Source organism: candidate division WOR-1 bacterium RIFOXYB2_FULL_36_35 (assembly GCA_001771505.1).
Lineage (GTDB): Bacteria > Margulisbacteria > WOR-1 > XYC2-FULL-46-14 > XYC2-FULL-37-10 > XYB2-FULL-36-35.
In genome coordinates, this window is the sequence record MEUA01000040.1 from 1 (window position 1) to 20,324 (window position 20,324).

The window sequence follows — 20,324 nt, forward strand, 5'->3', positions numbered from 1 at the left end:
CTCCAACATAATATCTCCCCATCTTTTCACTTTGAATTATATATAAGTAATACATAAAAAATTTAGCCCGCAACCGGGATTGAACCGGTGACCTCGTCCTTACCAAGGACGTGCTCTACCAACTGAGCTACACGGGCATATTAGCTTATGGCCTATGGCTTATAGCTTATGGCTTATGGATAAGCTCTGATTTTCTAAAAATCGGATCAAAATCATAGCGTTTAAAAGCCTCGGAAGCCCCTTCCTCCCTATCAACAACAGATATAACTTTCACAACCTTAGCCCCGACAGCCTCGACTGCTTCTATCGCTTGCAAAGCAGATCCTCCAGTAGTTGAAACATCTTCCACTATTAAAACATTAAAACCTGCTTCAATAATACCTTCTATTTTTTGTCCTGTTCCATGAGTCTTCTCTTTTTTACGAACTATAAAACCCGGAATATCAGAAAGAGTTATAACCGCCCCAATTATAGGATCGGCCCCCAGTGTCATCCCTCCAACCGCATCTATTTTCATCCCTTTTATCTTTTCAAGGATAATCTTGCCAATCAGCTTTGCTCCTTGAGGATGAAGAGTAATCCTGCGGCAGTCAATATAGAAATTGCTTTTTTTGCCGGAAGATAAAGTAAATTCTCCCGTTTTAAACGCTCCCGTCTCTCTTAGCAATTTCTTAAGTTCATTTAACATACTATTTACCTCTTTTGCCAACTACTACCCACACTAATTTCCTCTCAGAGTGAGGACTATAAAATCTCCTCCAATCCGTAAACTAAACCTTTTTGATCTCCAACTTTACGGATAGCAAGAATAACTCCAGGCATAAATGATTCTCTATTAATTGTATCATGACGAATCGTTAAAGTTTGACCCAAGCCTCCAAATATAACCTCTTGATGCGCCACAAGTCCGGGCAATCTGACAGCATGAATCGGTATCTCTCTCTCCTTACCAATAACATCCTGAATCATTTTTGCCGTTTTAATGGCGGTCCCGGACGGTTTATCAACTTTATGCTGATGATGAAATTCGATTACTTCAACATCTTTCATATATTTTGCAGCCTCTTTTGCAAATTGCATCATAAGGACAGCTCCTATCGCAAAATTAGGGGCTACTATACAATTTCTTTTAGTCTTTTTACAAAAATCCTCCATGTTTTTCAAGTTATTAATTGTAAGCCCTGTTGTGCCGACAACAGCATGCGCGCCAGCTTCCAAAATATTTTTTACATTCTGAAAAGCAGCTTTTGGATGAGTAAAATCGACAACTACTTCCGCTTTTTTTTCTTTTATAGCTTTAACAAGATCATCGCCAAGGTCAATTTGAGCGACAAGATCTAAATCGCTTTCATTTAAAACAGCTTTAACTGTCTCTATCCCCATTTTCCCGCGGGCTCCATTGACTACAACTTTTATTTTTGACATACCATTTCCTCCTAATCCCTGTTACGTTAGCTCCTTCTACTCGTATAATGGGCTTGTTACGTAATGACAGTTTTTGCAATTTGTCATCCCCGCAAAAGCGGGATCCATCTTAACCCCGATTATTATAATCGGGGTTGTTTTACGAGAAATAGATTCCCGTTTTCACGGGAATGACCATTTCGCAACAGTCCCATAATATCACCTGAAATTTTCTAAACTGTCTTGCGACATCATTATACCAAAGCCCGTGTAATAGGGCAAAGGAGTTGGATTGTGAAAATAAATACAATCAATGAACTCCGAGTTCCAAAGAGACCCCAAGCAACAAATGGCTTTTCAATGCGACACAGTTGTAATCAACTGCGTCTACTTTTAACCACTGCTATTTTTATTCTAAAAACTTTTATGCCGATAACAGCATTATCAATGTTTGGATGTGAAACAGAAGAAGATCAAAAAAACTCCCCCACCCCTGCACAAACTCCTTCGACGGAAACAACTCCATTAACTCTAAATTGCGAAGAAAATGCTGACTGTTATGTTGAAAAGAAATATGAAGATCAAGGGATATGTTTTGTTGATACTGATAAAAAATCAAATACAATAGGAATAAAATGCGAAAACATGATGGAATATAATTATACTTTTTTAATATTTGCGCTTCAAACTCCAATAGAAATCACAAAAAAGGCAACTGTGCATCTTAAAGTAAAGGACTTGAATGGAATAGATTTAAACCTTTCCGGCCAAAGTTTTAGTTTTAGAATGCAGCAGAATTTTTTATCTGTTAGAGCAGCTGGGGCTTATGCAATTGAAGTGGGAAAAGATATTCAAACCCCCGGAGGTTTTAATTATTCTTACAATTTCTTGACTTTTGAAGATGATACCGCTTTTGAAGGATCACACGCTATAGATGTTTCCGCAACAGATTATCCTATCTCCATCGCTTATCTTGCAGTAGAATTCATGAGCCCATCTGATTTCTTTTTTGCAGAATTTGAATCTATAAAATTTATCTTTTAGTTCTTCCGTCCTTTTGTTTTTTCCGTTTCTTCATTTGACACCGATTGATCACCCTGTATGCCCAAACCCCCCCACACCACGGTCTGTCGATGAAAGATCAGAGACCTCTTCAAACTCAATTCGCTCTATTTTATTTACAATCATCTGCGCAATACGGTCGCCGCGTTTAACAACAAGATCCTGTTTACTGTGGTTCATAAGGATAACACCAACCTCTCCACGATAATCGGCATCGACAGTTCCGGGAGTATTTAATACTGAAATACCCTGTTTTAGAGCGAGTCCGGAACGCGGCCTAACTTGAGCTTCATACCCTTCTGGAAGAGCAATCGCAAGCCCTGTCGGTATTAATTTCCAGCCGCCAGGCGGAATTGCAAGATCTTCCGTAACTGCAGCATAAAGATCCATCCCCGCCGCATGATCACTCATATACTTAGGAAGAGGTAAATCTTCTCCATGGGCTAATCGTTTCACTTGCACTTTTATGTTCATCAAATTGCTCCTTTTTTTAATAATCAATTATAACAAATTTAACCTTGATTATTCACAGTAAAACCAGAAATTAACCCCGAGTATCATAATCGGGGTTAACTTTGTATATGAAATTCCAACCTATTTTTGCCGATAAATATTTAGGAAATAGTAAGAAAATTCTACTGGAGGAAATAAAATGTTTTCACAAAAAATATTCGCCGCAAAAAGTCTTCAATATCCATCAAGGGAGGCTCTTCACACAACAATAACAAGAGGATTGCAGGGAATTGGAATAACCTCTGAAACAATGCGAGGTAAAAAAGTTTTAATAAAACCGAACTTGGCAGGGCCAAGCTCTGTTCCACATCAATATTCTATGACAAGCAGGGATCTGATGATTGCAATGGCTAGATTCGCGCAAGAAGGCGGGGCATCTGAAGTCATAATCGCAGACCATTGTGCAGGTTATACAAACCAGCTTTATCACGTTCCAGACTATATCCCATTTTTTAGCGCTGATATTGGTTTAGAATCTTTGGCTCAACAGCATAATATAGCTTTTTACGATTTACATCGCGTCAATTTTGAAGAAAGAGAGGGACTATTCTTCCCCGCTCTTTTAAATGATCCAAATTTATTAATAATCAACATGACACTTCCAAAAACCCATCATCAGGACTTTTTATCTCTTTGCCTTAAAAACCTTGGGATGGGGTTAACAGATAACAGAGATAATATGCATCAAAATTTAAGCAAATCAATAATAAGGGCAAACAATATTATAAGATATGGGATGAAAATTCCGGTTATTGACATTGTAGACGGAAGATTTGGTCAGGATGGAATGGGCCCTCATTTTGGGAATCCTGTCGATCCGACCTCTCCTTTTATTTTATTTGGCACTGATCCTGTAGCGGTCGATGCGACAGCCGCAAGACTTATGGGATTTGATCCATACAATATCAATACAATAAGATTAGGGCATAATACAATTTTAGGACATATTGACAGATCTGTATTAGGAGACATTAACGAACTAACTCCAACAAAATTTACACCATCTCCCGCATGGGAATTTAGCATAACAGAAGATAGAAGAGCTATACTCTTTTGGCTTGATGAAGACGGCATTGGGCGTTTAAGGATCTACACACTAAATGAAAGACTTCACCAATTTATCTTAAACAGGGAAAAAAGGATCCTCTTCAGAGAAAATATAACAAAAGATGAGGCTGATGATATTGTTTTCGGAGAAAACCATTCGGATATAATAAACGACCCTGATTTTGTATATTACGCGGATCCTGCTGTCGAATTTTTCACTGAGTCAGATAACAACACACAAACATTAAGTGGATTAAGAGGATGGATAAGCCCTTCAACTTATAATTTAGGTTGTACCATTGCAGCCGCGGCAAAAAACACCAGGCTGGAAGTGACTGTTGCATATAATGAACCCCAATTTCCTAATCGGGGTGAAGCAAGCTCAAGTTATTTTCTAACTTATAATGATGAATCTCAACAAACTAATTACTCTCCTAACCAGAACATCATTATCCCCGGATCTTCTTCTTTAGCAAGAAAACTTTATATGGCAGGTATCAGAAGAATGAATATCTTAAAAGGGATAAGAGCTATGGATTTTGAAACAGCGGTAAAACAAACCCTATACAATGATATGACAAGAAAGGAACAGCTAATAGCAGCAGGAATGTCTATCGCGGCAATAGGATCAATTTATACTGCCGCAAGATCTGGTTTGTTTTATTTAATGCAATCATTTCTTGGCTTTTGAGGAAAGCATAGATAAGATAAATCATAAAAAAGGGATCAAGAATGAAAGTCTCTTCTCCCCTCAAAAGATTTTGACAGCGTAGCTTCGTCCACGTAATCCAAGTCCCCTCCAATTGGCAACCCGTAAGCTATCCGAGTCACCCTGACTCCTAAAGGAGACAAAAGTTTTGTAATATACATAGCAGTAACCTCTCCCTCTGTCGTTGGGTTCATCGCAAGGACAACTTCGGAAATCTTTAAAGCAACAATCCTTTGAAGAAGTTCCTTTATTCTTAAAGCATCCGGACTTACACCGTCCAAAGGAGAGATAACCCCACCCAAAACATGATAAACCCCCTTAAAACTTCTGCTTCTCTCTATTGCCATCAAATCTTTTGGCTCTTCAACAACACAAATAATATCCTTTTCCCGAGACTCATCAATACATATTTCACAAGGGTCCTTATCCGTTATATGAAAACATTGAGAACAATTTTTGATATTCTTTTTTGCCTCCACAATTGTCCTGGCAAGCTCTTCTACTTCCTGTTCTGTCACCCCAAGAATATAAAAAGCAAGCCTCTGTGCAGACTTAGGCCCAACGCCGGGAAGACGCTTTAAAACTTCTATCAAGTTATTCATTGCTGAAGAATATCGGCTCATTTCAGATTTCCTTTAAGTTTAAATCAGGTTCAGAAAAAAGAATCCTGACTCCTGTACCCTGTAGGGCTTGTTGCGTAATGACAGTTTTTGCAATTTGTCATCCCCGCAAAAGCGGGGATCCATCTTAACCCCGATTTATGATAATCGGGATTAAGTCAAGCCTGGAATAGACATCCCTCCAGTAATATTTTTTAATTTACCCGCAGCATCATCTTTTGCTTTTTTTAATGCTTTATTGACAGCCTTTTTAACTGTATCTTCAAGCCTTCTTTCGTCAATTCCAGTTGGTATTTTTATTTCTTGAATTTCCATGTCTCCATTTACAACAACACTTACCCCCCCCTCTTCAGAATCATATCTTGCATGCTTCAGTTCATCTTTTATCCTTTTTAAGTTTTTCTGCATCTCCATAGCCTGTTTCATCATATTTCCCATATTACCTAAATTGCCAAATACCATTTCAAATCAGCTCCTTTTTGCGTAATTTTCTCTCTTCCTGCTATGACAGCTTCTCTTAGTCAAACAAGCTCCCCTTCAAAAATCTCTTTTACGGTACCAACTGTAACTTGAGGCTTTTTTGTCTCTACACTTACATCTACACTACACTTAACCTTTAAAGGCTCGCCCATAACTTCTGAAATAATCGACTCAACCACTTCTTTGTTTCTTGTCTCTTCCAGACGATCTTTATGGAAAGAATATCCTTTCTTAAAAGATATGATGAGCTCATTGTTAGAAGTAACATCGACAGGCTGTCCCTCATGTAAAGAGACAAACCCGTACAAACTCTTCTTCTTGACTTTATCCAATATAACAGGCCAATTAGCTTTTAGCTTGTTAAAAGTAGAATTTCCAACAACCTCAGAATCATTAATATTAACAGAGCTCTCTTCCTTTACCACTAAAGATTTTGGCGGATGGGACTTGCTTACAACTTCTTTAAGGTTAAGATCATCAGCTTGTAACACATCCAAAAGGCCGACTTCAAATACAAGCCTCGGATAAGGATGCCATTTCATGTCCAGTTCTGTTTTAGCTAAAATTTTAATTATACGATTAACATCGCCAAGACTAAAAAGATCAGACTGTTTTTTTAACTTTTCAAGATGATCATTTGTCAATTCCAAAACTTCATCCGCTTTAAACTTTAAAAACAAAATATTTCTAAAATGCATTACAAGATCCCTTAACATCTGCAAGGAACTGCGACCATGGTCAATTCCGAGGCTTATAACATTCAAAAGTCCGGCCGCGTCTTTTTTGGCTATTGCATCAGCCAAAGAGAACAACATCTCTTCATCAGCACAACCCAAAAGTAAAACAACATCATCTAAAGTGATTTTATTTCCCGCATAAGCAGCCAACTGATCTAATAGAGAGACCGAATCCCTCATACTTCCCTCCCCCAAACGGGCAATAATATCAATGGCTTTATCTTCAATGTCAAAATTTTCTGAAAGGGCAATATTCTTTAAATGATTTTTAACCTCTTCAAGAGATATTCTGGAAAAATCAAGTCTTTGACATCTACTTTTAATTGTTGCAGGAACCCTGGATGCTTCTGTTGTAGCCAAAACAAAGATTACATGTTGAGGAGGTTCTTCAAGAGTCTTTAATAAAGCATTAAACGCCTCGGTTGTTAACATATGAACTTCATCAATTATGTAAACCTTATATTGCCCCTCTACAGGCATATAGCGAACCTTTTCGCGTAAATCTCTTATTTCATCAATCCCTCTATTACTTGCGGCATCTATTTCTATAACATCGACTGAATGGCCATCACGAATTTTGGCGCAACTGTCACATTTACCGCAAGGAGAAACAGTAATCCCTTCTCTACAATTCAAAGACTTAGCAAAAATTCTGGCAATTGAAGTTTTGCCGGTTCCACGTGGTCCACAAAAAAGATAAGCATGGGCAATGCGTTTTTGAAGTATTGCGTTTTTAAGCGTTTGAACAATATGCTTCTGTCCAACAATTTCATCAAAATTTTGTGATCGCCACTTACGATAAAGAGAAATATAGGTCATATTAAAAATTCCAGTATTAGCTAATAGATTTTGATATTTTATCATATTCTACTCATATTGCATATTTACACACCAATAATACGGAGTTTTCATCTCTTTAAAAAACCTATATAATAAAAAGATATGATAAAATTTTTAAGGTCTTTATTTGCAAGAGGGAAAAATCCTTCAATAATAGAAATTGACGACAGTGGCTCCGGCTCTTTATACGGCGGAATAATGATTCTTTTAAATGACGGGGAAAACATTTCTTATGGTGAAGTATCCTTAAAAACTTTTAGGATAAAGGACAAAAAGAAAAGATCTGCTGTCGTACAAAAAGAGATTTTTAAAATAATAAAAAAAGGGTTAAAAAACCTGAGCGCAAGCCCGCAAAAAACCATCTTAAAAATTTGCCAGGGAAGTCTTTTTAATTTTTCTGAAAAAGAGCTGGAAAAGAAAAAATTTACGGTTCAAAGAGTTCAAATAAGAGGAGAGACAAATGACAAAGCGGAAAACCTATTCCATAAAATATTAAAAGACAAATTCAACATAACAACCAAAGATCCAAAAGATTATAAAGGAGAAAATTTAAGACAATTTGCCATTTTAAAAAAACGGAGAGACTTTAAAAATGTTAAGAGGTTTGTAAATGGAGTAGAAAAGATCATCCAAAGTTCACCGTGAGTAATCGGGTTGAAATTGACACTATCAAAAAATATATTGTAGAATAATTTTAAAAAGGAGCTATTTATGAAGAAAGAAGAAATGTTTGAATTGATGAATGCGAATCCGGCTTTTCATTTGGCCACTGTTGAAGGAGATCAGCCACGTTGTAGAGGAATGTTTCTTTTTCGTGCTGATGAAAACGGGATTATCTTTCATAGCGGGATAATGAAGGACGTTCACAAACAAATAAGCAAAAACCCCAAAGTTGAACTTTGTTTTAACGATTTTAAAAAAGGGATTCAAGTCAGAGTTTCAGGCAAACTGGAAATTTCAGAAGATAAAGTGTTCAAAGATGAGATTTGTGAACATCCATCACGAAAATTTCTCAAATCCTGGAGAGAATCAGGCACTTTGGCTAACTTTTACGATAGCTTTAAAGTTTACTGTTTAAAGGGGGGAAAAGCTGTTTATTGGACAATGGAAACAAACTTTGCTCCAAAAGTAGAAGTTGTTTTATAAAATAATGGACATCGAAATAAAAGGCTTTATAGAAACTTCCTTCTTGGATTGGGATGGGAAAGTTGTATCAACTATATATATCCCCTACTGTAATTTCAGATGCCCTTTTTGCCACAATTCAGGATTGGTTGAAAACCCGGAAGGTTACGAAACAATTTCCGTCGACAGGATAGAAAAATTTCTAATTGAACACAAAGATTTTTTAGATGGAATTTGTCTGACAGGAGGAGAACCATCTCTTCACAAAAACAAAGGCCTTTTTGAATTTATGAAACGGATAAAAGATCTGGGTTTTCAAATTAAACTTGATACAAACGGAAATGAACCTGATGTTCTAAAAAAAGTTATCGATGAAAAATTAGCCGATTATATAGCAATGGACATAAAAGGTCCTTTGAATGAAAAATATTCAAAACTTTGCGGGACAAGTGTCAATTTAGACAACATAAAAGAGAGCATAAAGCTCATTATGGAAAGCCAAATCCCATACGAGTTTCGAACAACAGTCGTACCTACCCTTTTGGACAAAAAAGATATTGAAGAGATAGCAAAAGAGATTCCTAATGCTCAAAAATTTATCCTTCAACAATTTGTGGCTCAGCATACATGGGATGAGAATCTAAGATCAGTTAAACCTTACTCAAAAGAAGAGCTTGAAGAGATGGTTCAATTAGCAAAAGTTTATGTTAAAAATACATCTATTAGAGGAGTGTAAAACAAACAAATGATAATAATTATCGGCGGAGGGATAGTTGGAGCTGCAATAGCATATTATCTCTCTTCTGCCTCTTTAAATAATATCATCTTGATCGAAAAGGAGAAACTCCTGGGAACAGCTGTTACCCAGTATTGTTCCGGTGGAGTCCGACATCAATTTACAACAGAAATTAATTGTAAGTTCTCTATCGAATCAATGAAAAAAATAAACGCCCTTGCAAAAGAGATAGATTATAAAAAATACGGGTATTTAATTTTGGATATGAAAGAAGGGATGTCCGTCCCTCGAGTTAAAATGCAAAATTCTCTGGGGATAAGAAGTGAAGCCCTATCTGTGAAACAAATAAAAGAGAGATTCCCCTTTTTAAATCTTAAAGGGGTAAAAAGCGGGAGTTTTTTCGCGGAAGACGGAGTTGCCGATCCCGCGGCGCTCCTTGCCTATTATGAAAAAGGGGCAAAAGCAAACGGAGTCAAATTCTTAAACGAAACAACTGTTTTATCAATAACAAAAAAAGAAGGAAAAATCACAGGAATAAAAACTGACAAAGGCTATTTTCAATCAGAAACAGTTATCCTCTCTGCCGGGGTACAATCAAGAGAACTTGGAGCAACAATTGGGATCGATATCCCGATTGTACACAAAAGAAAATATATTCTGGTTATTGAAAGCTTCAAGTTTGATTATCCCCTTATCATGGAAATTCCAACTGGCTGGTATATCAAAAAAGAAGGAGACGATGCGCTGGTGGGGATGTCTGGAAAAGCAGAAGAAAAAGATTTTGAAAGACAGTCAGAGGCGGTCGATGAAACAATTGAAGCAAGTATCAACAGAATCCCGGAACTTGAAAAATCCGGCATTAAGAAAATTTTAACGAGTTTAAGTGATGAAACGCCCGATAAGCATGCGATAATCGACGCGCCAGTTCCAGGATTAATAATCGCAACAGGGTTTTCCGGTCATGGCTTTATGCATTCTCCAGCTACCGGACAAATTGTAACATCATTAGTCAAAAAAGAACCCCCTATCATCGACATTTCAGAACTTAAGTTGGATAGAAAACATATCAAAGAGACGATTGCTATTTGAACCCCAATTAGGATCATCGAGGTGAATAAGAAACCTTGATCCCTTACCCTTTTTTTATGCTAAAATATATAAAGGATGCGCCAAGAAAAAGTTAAAATAGTAGCCCACAAACATATCGCTCCCCATTTTTTCAAATTAACACTTCAATCAAAACATATCGCAGAAAATGCCCTTCCCGGCCAATTCGTAAATGTCAGGGTTTCAACTGAAACATCCCCCCTTCTTAGGCGACCTATTTCAATCCATAAAATAAACAGGCAGAATCAAACTATTGAATTGCTGTATGAAATCATAGGAAAAGGGACAACAATCTTATCTCAAAAAAAAGAGGGGGAAACAATCAATATTCTGGGTCCTTTGGGAAAAGGTTTTTCTGTAAGGTCAGATAAAACGTCGGCAATTTTAGTTGGGGGCGGCATGGGGATCGCACCCCTATTTGCGCTTGCTGAAGTTTTGATTAAAAATCCGATCGATGTAAATGTTTTGATAGGCGCAAAATCAAAAAGGTTAATAATCTGCGAATCAGATTTAACTACTCTAGGTATAAAAGTAAAAACCTCAACTGAAGACGGATCATGCGGAACAAAAGGACTTGTATCCGATATATTACAAAATCTGATAAAAGCTTTAACAGACAAACAATCAGCCTCAATCTTTGCTTGTGGTCCCAAAGCTATGCTTAAGGCCGTCTCTGAAATTGCAATTAAAGAAAATATCCCATGTCAATTATCACTTGAAGCTTACATGGCTTGCGGGATTGGAGCCTGCAAAGGGTGTGCGGTATCAACCATAAGTGGATATAAAATGGCATGTAAAGACGGTCCAGTCTTTGATTCCAAGGAGATTATATGGAATTAGCAGGCATTAAACTTAAAAACCGAGTAATGGTCGCGTCCGGTACTTTTGGATACGGCGAAGAGTATTCACAACTAGTTGACCTTAATAAACTTGGAGCCGTAATAACTAAAAGCCTCTCTTTAAATAAAAAAGAAGGCAATCCCCCACCCCGTATATGCGAAACCCCATCAGGGATGTTAAATACTATCGGCCTGCAAAACGACGGGTTAAAAGAATTCATCGAAAAACAATTGCCGTTTTTATCAAAGTTTGATACGGCAGTTATTGTAAATATCGCGGGAGAAAACGCTAAAGAATTTTCCGAACTCGCAAAAACCTTATCAAAAGAAAAAAAAGTCAAAGGTTTAGAAGTAAATATTTCTTGTCCAAACGTTCAAAAAGGCGGAATGCAATTTGGCTGCTCAGTACTGGGAACCCAAGAAATCATAAAAACAGTAAGGGATTCAACTGATCTCCCTTTAATCGCAAAACTCTCTCCAAATGTAACAGACATAACCGAAATCGCTCTTACAGCACAAAAAGCAGGAGCCGATGCTATCTCTTTAATTAATACCGTTATGGGGATGGCTATCGATATTAAGAAAAAAGAATTTAAATTGTCAACAAAAACCGGAGGATTATCAGGCCCTGCTATAAAGCCAATTGCGGTCAGAATGGTTTGGCAAGTCGCTCAAGCCATAAAAATACCAATTATCGGACTTGGAGGGATTATGACGGCAGAAGATGCCCTGGAATTTTTTATGGTTGGGGCAGAAGCTGTTCAAGTAGGCACTGCTAATTTTGTGGATGCAAATTCCGCAATCGATATTATAAATGACATGGAAAAATACGATCTTGAAAAATTAATCGGCTGCTTAAATAAATAATAAAAATATTAGTCTTTTTTAATCAAGTCATTCTTCTTTTATTACAAACTCACTGTCAGGGATCCCTTTATTAACCCTGATATCTTCAAGCTTCATAACAACATCCATCTTGCCTCCCGGAACATTCAACCAAGACTTATTTTGAGAAAGAACCCAGATATCGCCTATCTTTTTATACTCTACTTCAGACTTAGTTAGAAGCTTATTATCAGTATCATAAACTTCAAGTTTTGTAGGTACATAGCTAGAAGCATCCACATAAAATTTTACCTTTCCAAAAAGCGAGTTTGTATCTTTTGGCACTCCGGTAATTATATAAGATTTTTTAAAAATCCCTTTTTCCTCAAGAGAAAGATAAAAAGTGTCCAAAATTTTTGTCTGATCAAGCGGATCTCCTCCTATATTTTTTTGTCCTGTTTTCTCCCTGATCTTTTGTAAATCCTGAACAAATTTTTGGCCCGTATCCTTATTTTCAATATACATTTTATTGCCATTGGTAATGGTAAGTTGTCTCATGGGAGTTTCCATCATTATACGAACCTTATCTTTACCTTTAGTCAAGATAACTCCCTTTTGCTCAAGAGCCTTCCCCTCTTTGTCCGATTTTATTATAGTAACAACCTTCGCAGACATATCTTTAATTTTATCCTGGTTTTGGCGGATTTTAGAAATAATATCCTGAGCTGACGGAGCAGCAAAAACAACCGATGTAAAAAACAAAAAAAACAACAAGCAACTAAAAATTCTTTTCACAAAAAACACCCCTTATTTAATATTTAACTATTTATACTAACATTCAAATTATCATACACAAGCACAAAATTCAATCTGAAACTTATAACCCTTCCAATCGATAGTAAAAAATGCAAGCTCAAGTTAGAACGCAAAGAAAACCTATAAACTTTTTAAGGCTATGCTATGCCGTAAATACAAACACCCCTCCTATCTCGGACGCAAATAGAAATAATGCCGCATTTCTGTTAAATCCGTATATTACATCTCAATCATTGATATCTTCCAAAAAGGCAAGGAGATTATATGGAAAATGCAATCAAATATTAAATAATCTACTTACTGTAACAGGTTTACCAAGAGAGACATTTAAACTCCACATAATAAAAGAAGAAATTCCTAATGCTTATATTTTTACAGGGAGTAGAGAGATCTACACGACTACAGCCCTTTTAGAAGGAAAAGATATGTCCGAAGGGGAATACGCGGCGATTTTAAGCCATGAAATAGCGCATTACCTAAAATCTTCAAAAATTAAACCTCAATCTCAAAAAAATAAAACCTACAAATTATATGAAGTTTGGGCTAAATTAGCTCAAAGACAATTTGAGGAATTTGAAGCGGATGAACTGGCATTAATAATTATGGATGCAGCAGGTTATTCAGTAAACGAGGCTTTAAGTATCACCAAAAAATTATCTTTAAATACAAATCCAAATAGTACCGATACAAGATGGTTAGACCCAACAAGCACCCATCCCGACTGGGGAGCAAGGCTCGCAAAGACTGAATCAAATATTGAAAATCTAAAATTTTTATGGAAGAACATAAACAACGTCAAAAAACAACTGTTAAACACAAAAGAAAAATCGCAACTTTACACCCATTCTTTATTAGAATCCTCTATTGCAAAAATAAAAAAAATCGCCCTGCCAACAGAATTAGATCTTCCATCATCTGTAAGATTAATTAAGTTTCATAAATTAAATATACATTTATTCCCTGTTTTTTGGGAAAGATTGAAAAAAATGGCAAGGGATCCAAGTTTAAGAGACCCTTTTAATCTTGAAACGGTAGACTATCTTTCACAAAAATACTCTTTTAAAAAAGATTTTATTGTATTTGTATTTTATTATATTTTGCATAAACAAAAGATCGAACTTTCTGATCAATTAAGCAATTTCATATTACAATTAAAAAAACGCGAATTACAAGGAGACTTTGTATCAACCCTATATCTTAAAGCATTAATATGTGTTATATGCTCAAAATCCTGCACGGGGAAAACTCTTATCCAAAAGATAAAGTGGCTTAGAGAAAAATGTAATATAAAACAAGAAGAAATCCTCTTGGCGCTAATGGAGTTGCTTGATAATGTATCTTTTTTATTTTTTGAGGATTTCAACCTTGAAGAAGCAAGCCCCCTCTTTCTTTATTACATTAATAAATTACTCCCTTTCAATTATAACCTTGAAGAGATTCTCGCCCCTTTTTCGTATTCAGACTTAAGAGATTTATTTTTGCTTAAAATATTAAGTGTCCACACAATAATCCCGGACGCAGAAAGATATGTGGATCTATCACTTGACAAATTTTTTAAAAAAAAGCTGTCTACTAAAGAATTAGTGGCAAGATTAAAACCAGACGCAATAAGATTATTCAATGCTCCGCCATCTGATGATATCTACAAACCCACAGAACGACTTGGTGAATATCCCTATGATCAAGATATGATGGAGATGCATGACTTAGATTACTTTATACTAGAGGAAGGTTTTCCTTATAGCATAAAAAAATTCGAAGCCTCTTTTAGAGAAGAAAATACAACAGCAAAAATATTGGCAGTTCATACACAAGAAAGTATTATAGAAGCTTATCTAAAAAGAAAAAAAACAGCAGAGAAACACACCAGCAAAACAATAAAAAAGAGAGCTTTAACTTATAGCAGACTGATTCTAGCTAAAAAATTAGAAAAAATTCCCGCTGACCAATGGAACAACCATACAATTAAATTTATTGAGGCGCTTCCTCCTTCAAATGAAAAGAACCTTTTAGTAATATTAATGGCAAAAGCAGGAAGGAGGAACGTTTTAGACTCGGAATTAAAATTTGAAACAGTTAAAATGAAAACATCCTCCGCATCATTTTTAGATTTTTTTGGATTTGTCGACACTGACGCGACAGAAGAGATATATCCTACAGGACAAAGGATGCTGGATAGTTTTCTTGCTGAAAGATTGCCAAAAACCGGAACGATAGAACTTAAAACCGCCTGCAGTTTAATTCCACGCCCAAGTCCGGGAAGAGACAAAATTTTAGATCGCGTCGAGTCCGAAGATTTAAAAGAGGCCGAACTTTTACTTAATGCCTATTTTAGTCCGCCTGCCGCGTACGCAAAAGCCTATCAGATTTCAAAGGGATGGATCAATTCTCCTTCAGGACAAGAGACAAAAACATTTGAAGATATATTTAAACTGACAAAAAAATACCCATCACTAAAAAGAAGGATGACAAAAGAATGGACAAATAGATTTGGAGTATCAAAAACTATCTACCCTAAAGCAGTAAAAGCTTATTCAGAAGTAGACGCGACAGATATTTTAAAAGGAATTACGTTCTCCGAAACAAAAAAAGCAAGTGTTGCCTCCAAAATAGCAATATGCTTGGGCACGTTTACTCCGGCAATTACTAAAGAAGATTTCTCTTTTTTAAGCATACAAAGACAAGATTCCGAGACTTCTCCCGAAACTTATGAAGAAGAAGATGATGATGAAAGTAGTTATGAGCAAAGAGAAGACCCTATCGGAAGATATTATGATCCAAAAGAAATGCTTGCAATATCCAACTATTACCCGCTCTTACCGTCAAGTATTCTTATGGTATCTCAAATAATACAAGAAAGGATCCCTTTTTCAATACACACAATACCGATGGTCGATGATATGCCGAGACCTCAACCGTTCTTCAAAAAAAGTTCAATAGAAGAAGAGATTTCCCAAGAAATAAAAGAGATGAAACAATGGGACATTACTAAATCATTTTTCAGTTTTATGAGCGCGGTAGGCTGGGAAGAATCCTCAGCTTTTTATGAAGAGGCTTTAATAGATTTGTCGGAAGACAAAGAAATTTTAGCTCGACTTGAAAAAATATTCTTAAAAGGAATAGGGCTTATTCTTCAGACAGAAAAAGTCTCTTTAAGCGCCGCAAAAGCCACAGAAAATGGGCTGGAAAATCTTCTGAAAAATCAAAACTTGCGGACCAGAATAAAAATATGGGCAAAAATATTAGCCGGAATAGCGCAAAAACAACCTATAGAAGAAATAACCAGGGAGGCTGTAAAACCGCTAGGAATAGACGGGAAAAAACTTATGCAGCCAATCCATTCCTTAACATCAGGAGTTGAACCAAAACTTGAACAGGCAACAAGACTCTCTTTAAGTGACACATCCTCTTTGGATCTTTTAGACGGTATAAAATTTTTGGCCTTTAGGGGACTTGACCCTTTTGCCATACACGAGAAATATTCCCTTCTAGGATCAGGATCCATAAGGACAGCTATATCAGGCGAAAACGGAAGGATACATGATGAAGCATTCCTCATAGTACACGCTCCCGCAATGGATGTAACTACAAGAGATGGAATATACATGTTTATTACAGATATGAGAAAGAAAGAAATATATTTCCCGCTTACTCCGGAACAATATATCATAGGATCAAGGCAGGCTGAAGACGAAAGGAGAAATGGCTTTTTAAACCACAATGGATTTGGAGAATTCTTCGGCTGGAAACTTGGAAATTTAACTATTCCTAAAATACTAGAAGCACATCCGGAACTTGGTTACGCAAGGATGGAATGGGTAAAAGGAAAATCATTTAATGCTCTAACAAAAGATGAAAAAGATAAATTTTCTCCTTTGGTTATTGAAGGAGTAACAGCACAATTTATGAACCCTACACCCAAAGGAGTTTTCTTATTCAACCCGGAATTTCATGAAGGGAATCTAACTCTTAGCATGGATAATAAGTTATATCTTACAGATTGCGGACTTACTACCTTTGTCACAGCAAGCGAATTACTCTCTTTTATCTCAACCATTTCCTCTTTCAGGGGAGAAGGATTGCCTGGAGCAGCCGCAATGCTGTTGCAGCAAGGAAATATACAACATCTCTCCCAACTAAGAAAAGGAAAGGAATCACAACTTATATCAGCGTTAAAAGTAATATCCCAAAAAAGAGAAATTGTTTCCTCTCCAGAATCCCTCCTTTCCGAAGTAGCAGCAATAGCAGCAAAAACATCAGATTTTAAGATCACTTCAGGCTTTGACTCACTCTCAAGAGGGTTTCAATATCTCGCCCCATACATAAGACGATCTGGACAAATTCCCTCTTTAGCGTTTATACCTCAAATACAAAAAATGCCTTTGGCAGATGAAATAAAAGAAAAACTAGCGCCATCTTCGGATGATAAAACAAGCAAAACTTTTCTCCCCTCAGGAATGGAAATAGGAAAAAAACTAAGAGACGGAAGCATAAATACGTTGGGAGTAATTACAACCCCAACCACTCTTTTCACCTTTAAAACAGAATTAGGAGGAAAAGAGATCCAAACAACACTTGTAGAATGCCAGTTAGGGGAAGGAACTGTCTCAAAAGTGCCTCCATCTCTTTTAATGGTAAAAAAACAAGGGGGATGGGTATCTTATGAAGATTTTTTAAAAACACAATAATCTTTTTAATTTTTCTACCGGCAAGCCAACTACATTGTCATAATCACCGTCTATCCATTCTATAAAAGGATCTTCTATTTCTTGAATGCCGTAGGCTCCGGCTTTATCTAGCGGTTTCCCCGTATCTACATATTCAATAATTTCTTTTTCATCTAATTTTTTCATTTTAATTTTTGTTATCTCAAAATCTGATTTTACTTCTAAAGTGTCGGCGTCAACAAGGGCTATTCCTGTTATAACCTGATGAATAGTATCAGACAAACTCTTTAACATATAAATTGCATCTTTCTTAGAACTAGGTTTCCCGAGAATTTTATCTTTTAGCACAACAATAGTATCCGCCCCTATAACAATAGCGTTGCTAAGTTGTAAAGCGACCTCTTTTGCTTTAAGAATTGCTGCAGAAACAGCAAATTCGTCGGGACTAGAAAGTTGTATTTTGGATTCATCAACACCACTTGTAATTACTTCAAAATCTGTAATAATTTTTTTTAAGAGTTTTTTCCTGCGAGGAGAAGCTGAAGCAAGTATAATCCTTTTATTTTTCATATCAATTCTACCGGATCAAAAGTTAGCATTTTATTTCCTGAGAACTATCCCTTTCTCACCATTTAAGGTTATAGCCTAAAAACCAATAATCTTTGTACGGTTTGGTTTTTGTTATTTTCTTAACATTACTCTTCCCCTTACTTTTTTTAACCTTCACAATCTTCTTTTTTTTCTTATCACTCTTTTTTTTCTTTTTTACCATGATTTATCACCTATATATCCTAGGGACTCTCTTTCCAATTCCACATATTATCTCATAACTTATAGTTCTATCAAGTCTTGCTATTTCATCTGCGGTAATTGACTCAAGTCCTTGAGCTCCTATTAAAACAACATCTTCTCCAATTTCAACATTCATATCTCCTACATCAACCAAGGTCATATCCATGCTTATAGAGCCAACAACAGGACATCTTTTGCCTCTTATTAAAACATGGCTGCGGTTGCTTAAACTACGGCTATATCCATCAGCATAGCCTACTGGAATGGTCGCAATCGCAGTCTCTTTTGATGTAACATATGTCCCCCCATAAGACAGCATAGTACCTTCCGGAACACGTTTCAAATAAACTATTCTCGTTTTAAAAGAGAGAGCCGGCCTTAAAGTAATAAAACGATGCGTCCCACCTGAAGGATATAACCCATACATCATAAGGCCAATTCTAACCATGTCAAGGTGAGTATCAGGATGAAAAAGTGTGGCAGCAGAATTGGCAGCGTGCTTAATAGGAATATTATTAAAACGAATAATAATATTTTTAAATTTATCAAACTGCTCTTTAGTATAGTTGTCTCCGTGTTCTTCGGCTTTTGCAAAATGGGTAAACAATCCTTCCACAATTAAATTAGGCAGTGAAGAAATTTTGTTATAAAGAGCTACCGCTTCCGATGGAGCAACGCCAACTCTCCCCATACCTGTATCTATTTTTATATGTATATTTGATTTTCTGTCTCTTTTAACAGATTCATCAGAAAGAGCTTTTGCCTCTGAAAAGGAATAGACTGTTTGAGTTAAACGATAATGTACAATTTCATCAACAACAGAAGTCGGAGATTCCGTAAGAATCAATATAGGAAGCCTTGTCCCTGCTTCTCTAAGTTCTAAAGCTTCCCTTAAATTTGCAACTGCAAGATAAAAAACCCCAGCTTCCATAGCCGCCCGTGATACAGCCACTACCCCATGTCCATAGGCATTTGCTTTAACAACTGCCATAAAACGTGTTTTATCCGGAATAATTTTTTTTACTTCATTTATGTTATGCTTTATGGCTTCTAAATCAATTTCTGCGTAAGTATTCACTTAAACCTCTTAATTTTAAAACCGTTTCATCTGGAACAGTAATGCCTCCGAGAGAAATTTGCCTTCCTGAATTGGAACCGTGAAAATCTGTCCCCCCCGTAACTAACAATCCCTCTTTTTGAGCAATTGCTTTATAACGTTCAACTTGCTCTGCTTTATGTGATGGGTAAAAAACTTCCAGACCTCTAAGCCCTACCGATATTAATTCGGGTATAATGTTATCACAATTTGAAAGCCCGGGATGCGCGAAAACGGCAACCCCACCCGCATCAACTATAACTTTAATAGTATCAACAGGAGTAAGTTTATAATGAGAGACATAGGCAGGACCATTAAACCCAATGTATCGGTCAAAAGCTTCTTTAAAATTTAACACAGCGGCATTTTTTATTAAAATTCTGGCCACATGAGGCCGCCCCGGAGAATCATTTCCTGCAAGATTAAAAACATCTTCAGAAGCAATCTTTAATCCAAGAGCGTTAAGCTTTTCAACCATAGTACAAATACGATCTCTCCTTCCCTGTTGAATCTTGCTTAACAAATTCAAAAGAGAATAATCGTTAATATCAAAGAAATAACCTAATATATGAACTTCTGTTTTTGGTATCTCCGTGGTAAACTCAATTCCGGGAATAATATCCACCCCTATTTTATCCCCCTCTTCAACCGCCCTCAAAACCCCTGCTACTGTGTCATGATCTGTAATCGCAATAGAGGTAAGCCCTGAGGCTTTCGCTAATTTTACTACATCTTCAGGTGAATCTGTGCCATCAGAGAGGTTTGTATGAATATGCAAATCTGCGGGCATATAATTATATTATCAAATTTTTGCTGAATTTTCAATAAAAAATAAGATGGATCCCCGCTTTCGCGGGGATGACAAATTGCAAAAACTATCATTACGCAACAAGCCTAAAAGGGAAAAGA

General features: G+C 36.5%; 19 protein-coding genes and 1 tRNA gene. 9 read left to right on the forward strand and 11 right to left on the reverse strand.

Features of this window, described 5'->3' with window-relative positions; translation table 11 throughout:
- Positions 1 to 64 precede the first annotated feature (64 nt).
- From A2290_00490 to A2290_00500, 3 genes are all read right to left on the reverse strand, one after another.
- Positions 65 to 137, reverse strand: a tRNA-Thr gene (locus A2290_00490).
- Between the two features lie 29 nt (positions 138 to 166).
- Positions 167 to 709 carry an orotate phosphoribosyltransferase gene (locus A2290_00495; protein ID OGC14141.1) on the reverse strand — a complete coding sequence of 181 codons (543 nt, stop codon included), beginning with the start codon at positions 707 to 709 and terminating at the stop codon, positions 167 to 169.
- Between the two features lie 35 nt (positions 710 to 744).
- A complete protein-coding gene (locus A2290_00500; GenBank protein ID OGC14142.1) occupies positions 745 to 1,425 on the reverse strand; it encodes a 4-hydroxy-tetrahydrodipicolinate reductase in 681 nt (226 codons plus the stop codon).
- A gap of 273 nt (positions 1,426 to 1,698) precedes the next feature.
- Between A2290_00500 and A2290_00505 the strand changes: the two genes are divergently transcribed.
- Positions 1,699 to 2,448, forward strand: a complete 750-nt coding sequence (locus A2290_00505) for a hypothetical protein (GenBank protein ID OGC14143.1) — start codon at positions 1,699 to 1,701, stop codon at positions 2,446 to 2,448.
- A gap of 48 nt (positions 2,449 to 2,496) precedes the next feature.
- Here the strand turns inward: A2290_00505 and A2290_00510 are convergent, their stop codons facing one another.
- On the reverse strand, positions 2,497 to 2,940 hold the full coding sequence (locus tag A2290_00510) for a deoxyuridine 5'-triphosphate nucleotidohydrolase (GenBank protein OGC14144.1): 444 nt from the start codon (positions 2,938 to 2,940) through the stop codon (positions 2,497 to 2,499).
- A gap of 178 nt (positions 2,941 to 3,118) precedes the next feature.
- On the opposite strand from A2290_00510, the gene A2290_00515 reads away from it, so the two are divergent.
- A complete protein-coding gene (locus tag A2290_00515; GenBank protein OGC14145.1) occupies positions 3,119 to 4,717 on the forward strand; it encodes a hypothetical protein in 1,599 nt (532 codons plus the stop codon).
- A gap of 35 nt (positions 4,718 to 4,752) precedes the next feature.
- Here the strand turns inward: A2290_00515 and A2290_00520 are convergent, their stop codons facing one another.
- From A2290_00520 to A2290_00530, 3 genes are all read right to left on the reverse strand, one after another.
- On the reverse strand, positions 4,753 to 5,358 hold the full coding sequence (locus tag A2290_00520; protein ID OGC14146.1) for a recombination protein RecR: 606 nt from the start codon (positions 5,356 to 5,358) through the stop codon (positions 4,753 to 4,755).
- 150 nt (positions 5,359 to 5,508) lie between these two features.
- A complete protein-coding gene (locus A2290_00525; GenBank protein ID OGC14147.1) occupies positions 5,509 to 5,817 on the reverse strand; it encodes a nucleoid-associated protein, YbaB/EbfC family in 309 nt (102 codons plus the stop codon).
- Positions 5,818 to 5,876: 59 nt separating this feature from the next.
- Positions 5,877 to 7,436 (reverse strand): hypothetical protein, encoded by a 1,560-nt coding sequence (locus A2290_00530; protein OGC14148.1) that lies wholly within the window; start codon positions 7,434 to 7,436, stop codon positions 5,877 to 5,879.
- A gap of 78 nt (positions 7,437 to 7,514) precedes the next feature.
- On the opposite strand from A2290_00530, the gene A2290_00535 reads away from it, so the two are divergent.
- The 6 genes from A2290_00535 to A2290_00560 all read left to right on the forward strand — a co-directional run bounded on the left by A2290_00535 (position 7,515) and on the right by A2290_00560 (position 12,086).
- Positions 7,515 to 8,057 (forward strand): hypothetical protein, encoded by a 543-nt coding sequence (locus A2290_00535; protein ID OGC14149.1) that lies wholly within the window; start codon positions 7,515 to 7,517, stop codon positions 8,055 to 8,057.
- 66 nt (positions 8,058 to 8,123) lie between these two features.
- Positions 8,124 to 8,558 (forward strand): pyridoxamine 5'-phosphate oxidase, encoded by a 435-nt coding sequence (locus tag A2290_00540; GenBank protein ID OGC14150.1) that lies wholly within the window; start codon positions 8,124 to 8,126, stop codon positions 8,556 to 8,558.
- Positions 8,559 to 8,562: 4 nt separating this feature from the next.
- Positions 8,563 to 9,273, forward strand: a complete 711-nt coding sequence (locus A2290_00545) for an anaerobic ribonucleoside-triphosphate reductase activating protein (protein ID OGC14196.1) — start codon at positions 8,563 to 8,565, stop codon at positions 9,271 to 9,273.
- 9 nt (positions 9,274 to 9,282) lie between these two features.
- Entirely contained in the window at positions 9,283 to 10,362 is a 1,080-nt protein-coding gene (locus A2290_00550; GenBank protein OGC14151.1) for a hypothetical protein, read from the forward strand.
- A 75-nt stretch (positions 10,363 to 10,437) separates the two neighbouring features.
- Positions 10,438 to 11,220: a hypothetical protein gene (locus A2290_00555; protein OGC14152.1), complete on the forward strand. Its 783-nt coding sequence runs from the start codon at positions 10,438 to 10,440 to the stop codon at positions 11,218 to 11,220.
- Positions 11,211 to 12,086: a dihydroorotate dehydrogenase B catalytic subunit gene (locus A2290_00560; protein OGC14153.1), complete on the forward strand. Its 876-nt coding sequence runs from the start codon at positions 11,211 to 11,213 to the stop codon at positions 12,084 to 12,086. Before A2290_00555 ends, A2290_00560 begins: the two co-directional genes overlap by 10 nt.
- Before the next feature lie 27 nt (positions 12,087 to 12,113).
- Here the strand turns inward: A2290_00560 and A2290_00565 are convergent, their stop codons facing one another.
- On the reverse strand, positions 12,114 to 12,839 hold the full coding sequence (locus A2290_00565) for a hypothetical protein (protein ID OGC14154.1): 726 nt from the start codon (positions 12,837 to 12,839) through the stop codon (positions 12,114 to 12,116).
- 110 nt (positions 12,840 to 12,949) lie between these two features.
- Here A2290_00565 and A2290_00570 point away from each other — a divergent pair, with 110 nt between their 5' ends.
- Entirely contained in the window at positions 12,950 to 17,548 is a 4,599-nt protein-coding gene (locus A2290_00570) for a hypothetical protein (GenBank protein OGC14155.1), read from the forward strand.
- Here the strand turns inward: A2290_00570 and A2290_00575 are convergent.
- From A2290_00575 to A2290_00585, 3 genes are all read right to left on the reverse strand, one after another.
- Positions 17,534 to 18,097: a septum formation protein Maf gene (locus tag A2290_00575; protein OGC14156.1), complete on the reverse strand. Its 564-nt coding sequence runs from the start codon at positions 18,095 to 18,097 to the stop codon at positions 17,534 to 17,536. The genes A2290_00570 and A2290_00575 overlap by 15 nt on opposite strands.
- Before the next feature lie 208 nt (positions 18,098 to 18,305).
- A complete protein-coding gene (locus A2290_00580; protein ID OGC14157.1) occupies positions 18,306 to 19,397 on the reverse strand; it encodes an alanine racemase in 1,092 nt (363 codons plus the stop codon).
- On the reverse strand, positions 19,375 to 20,205 hold the full coding sequence (locus A2290_00585) for a hypothetical protein (GenBank protein OGC14158.1): 831 nt from the start codon (positions 20,203 to 20,205) through the stop codon (positions 19,375 to 19,377). Before A2290_00585 ends, A2290_00580 begins: the two co-directional genes overlap by 23 nt.
- Positions 20,206 to 20,324 lie beyond the last annotated feature (119 nt).

Bases quoted from the DNA above. Each gene is read 5' to 3' on its own strand.
- A2290_00525 (OGC14147.1), bottom strand. From the start codon at position 5,817: ATGGTATTTGGCAATTTAGGTAATATGGGAAATATGATGAAACAGGCT.
- A2290_00530 (OGC14148.1), bottom strand. From the start codon at position 7,436: ATGATAAAATATCAAAATCTATTAGCTAATACTGGAATTTTTAATATG.
- A2290_00555 (OGC14152.1), top strand. From the start codon at position 10,438: ATGCGCCAAGAAAAAGTTAAAATAGTAGCCCACAAACATATCGCTCCC.
- A2290_00560 (OGC14153.1), top strand. From the start codon at position 11,211: ATGGAATTAGCAGGCATTAAACTTAAAAACCGAGTAATGGTCGCGTCC.
- A2290_00550 (OGC14151.1), top strand. From the start codon at position 9,283: ATGATAATAATTATCGGCGGAGGGATAGTTGGAGCTGCAATAGCATAT.
- A2290_00585 (OGC14158.1), bottom strand. From the start codon at position 20,205: ATGCCCGCAGATTTGCATATTCATACAAACCTCTCTGATGGCACAGAT.
- A2290_00540 (OGC14150.1), top strand. From the start codon at position 8,124: ATGAAGAAAGAAGAAATGTTTGAATTGATGAATGCGAATCCGGCTTTT.
- A2290_00545 (OGC14196.1), top strand. From the start codon at position 8,563: ATGGACATCGAAATAAAAGGCTTTATAGAAACTTCCTTCTTGGATTGG.
- A2290_00570 (OGC14155.1), top strand. From the start codon at position 12,950: ATGCAAGCTCAAGTTAGAACGCAAAGAAAACCTATAAACTTTTTAAGG.
- A2290_00510 (OGC14144.1), bottom strand. From the start codon at position 2,940: ATGAACATAAAAGTGCAAGTGAAACGATTAGCCCATGGAGAAGATTTA.
- A2290_00535 (OGC14149.1), top strand. From the start codon at position 7,515: ATGATAAAATTTTTAAGGTCTTTATTTGCAAGAGGGAAAAATCCTTCA.
- A2290_00575 (OGC14156.1), bottom strand. From the start codon at position 18,097: ATGAAAAATAAAAGGATTATACTTGCTTCAGCTTCTCCTCGCAGGAAA.
- A2290_00520 (OGC14146.1), bottom strand. From the start codon at position 5,358: ATGAGCCGATATTCTTCAGCAATGAATAACTTGATAGAAGTTTTAAAG.
- A2290_00515 (OGC14145.1), top strand. From the start codon at position 3,119: ATGTTTTCACAAAAAATATTCGCCGCAAAAAGTCTTCAATATCCATCA.
- A2290_00500 (OGC14142.1), bottom strand. From the start codon at position 1,425: ATGTCAAAAATAAAAGTTGTAGTCAATGGAGCCCGCGGGAAAATGGGG.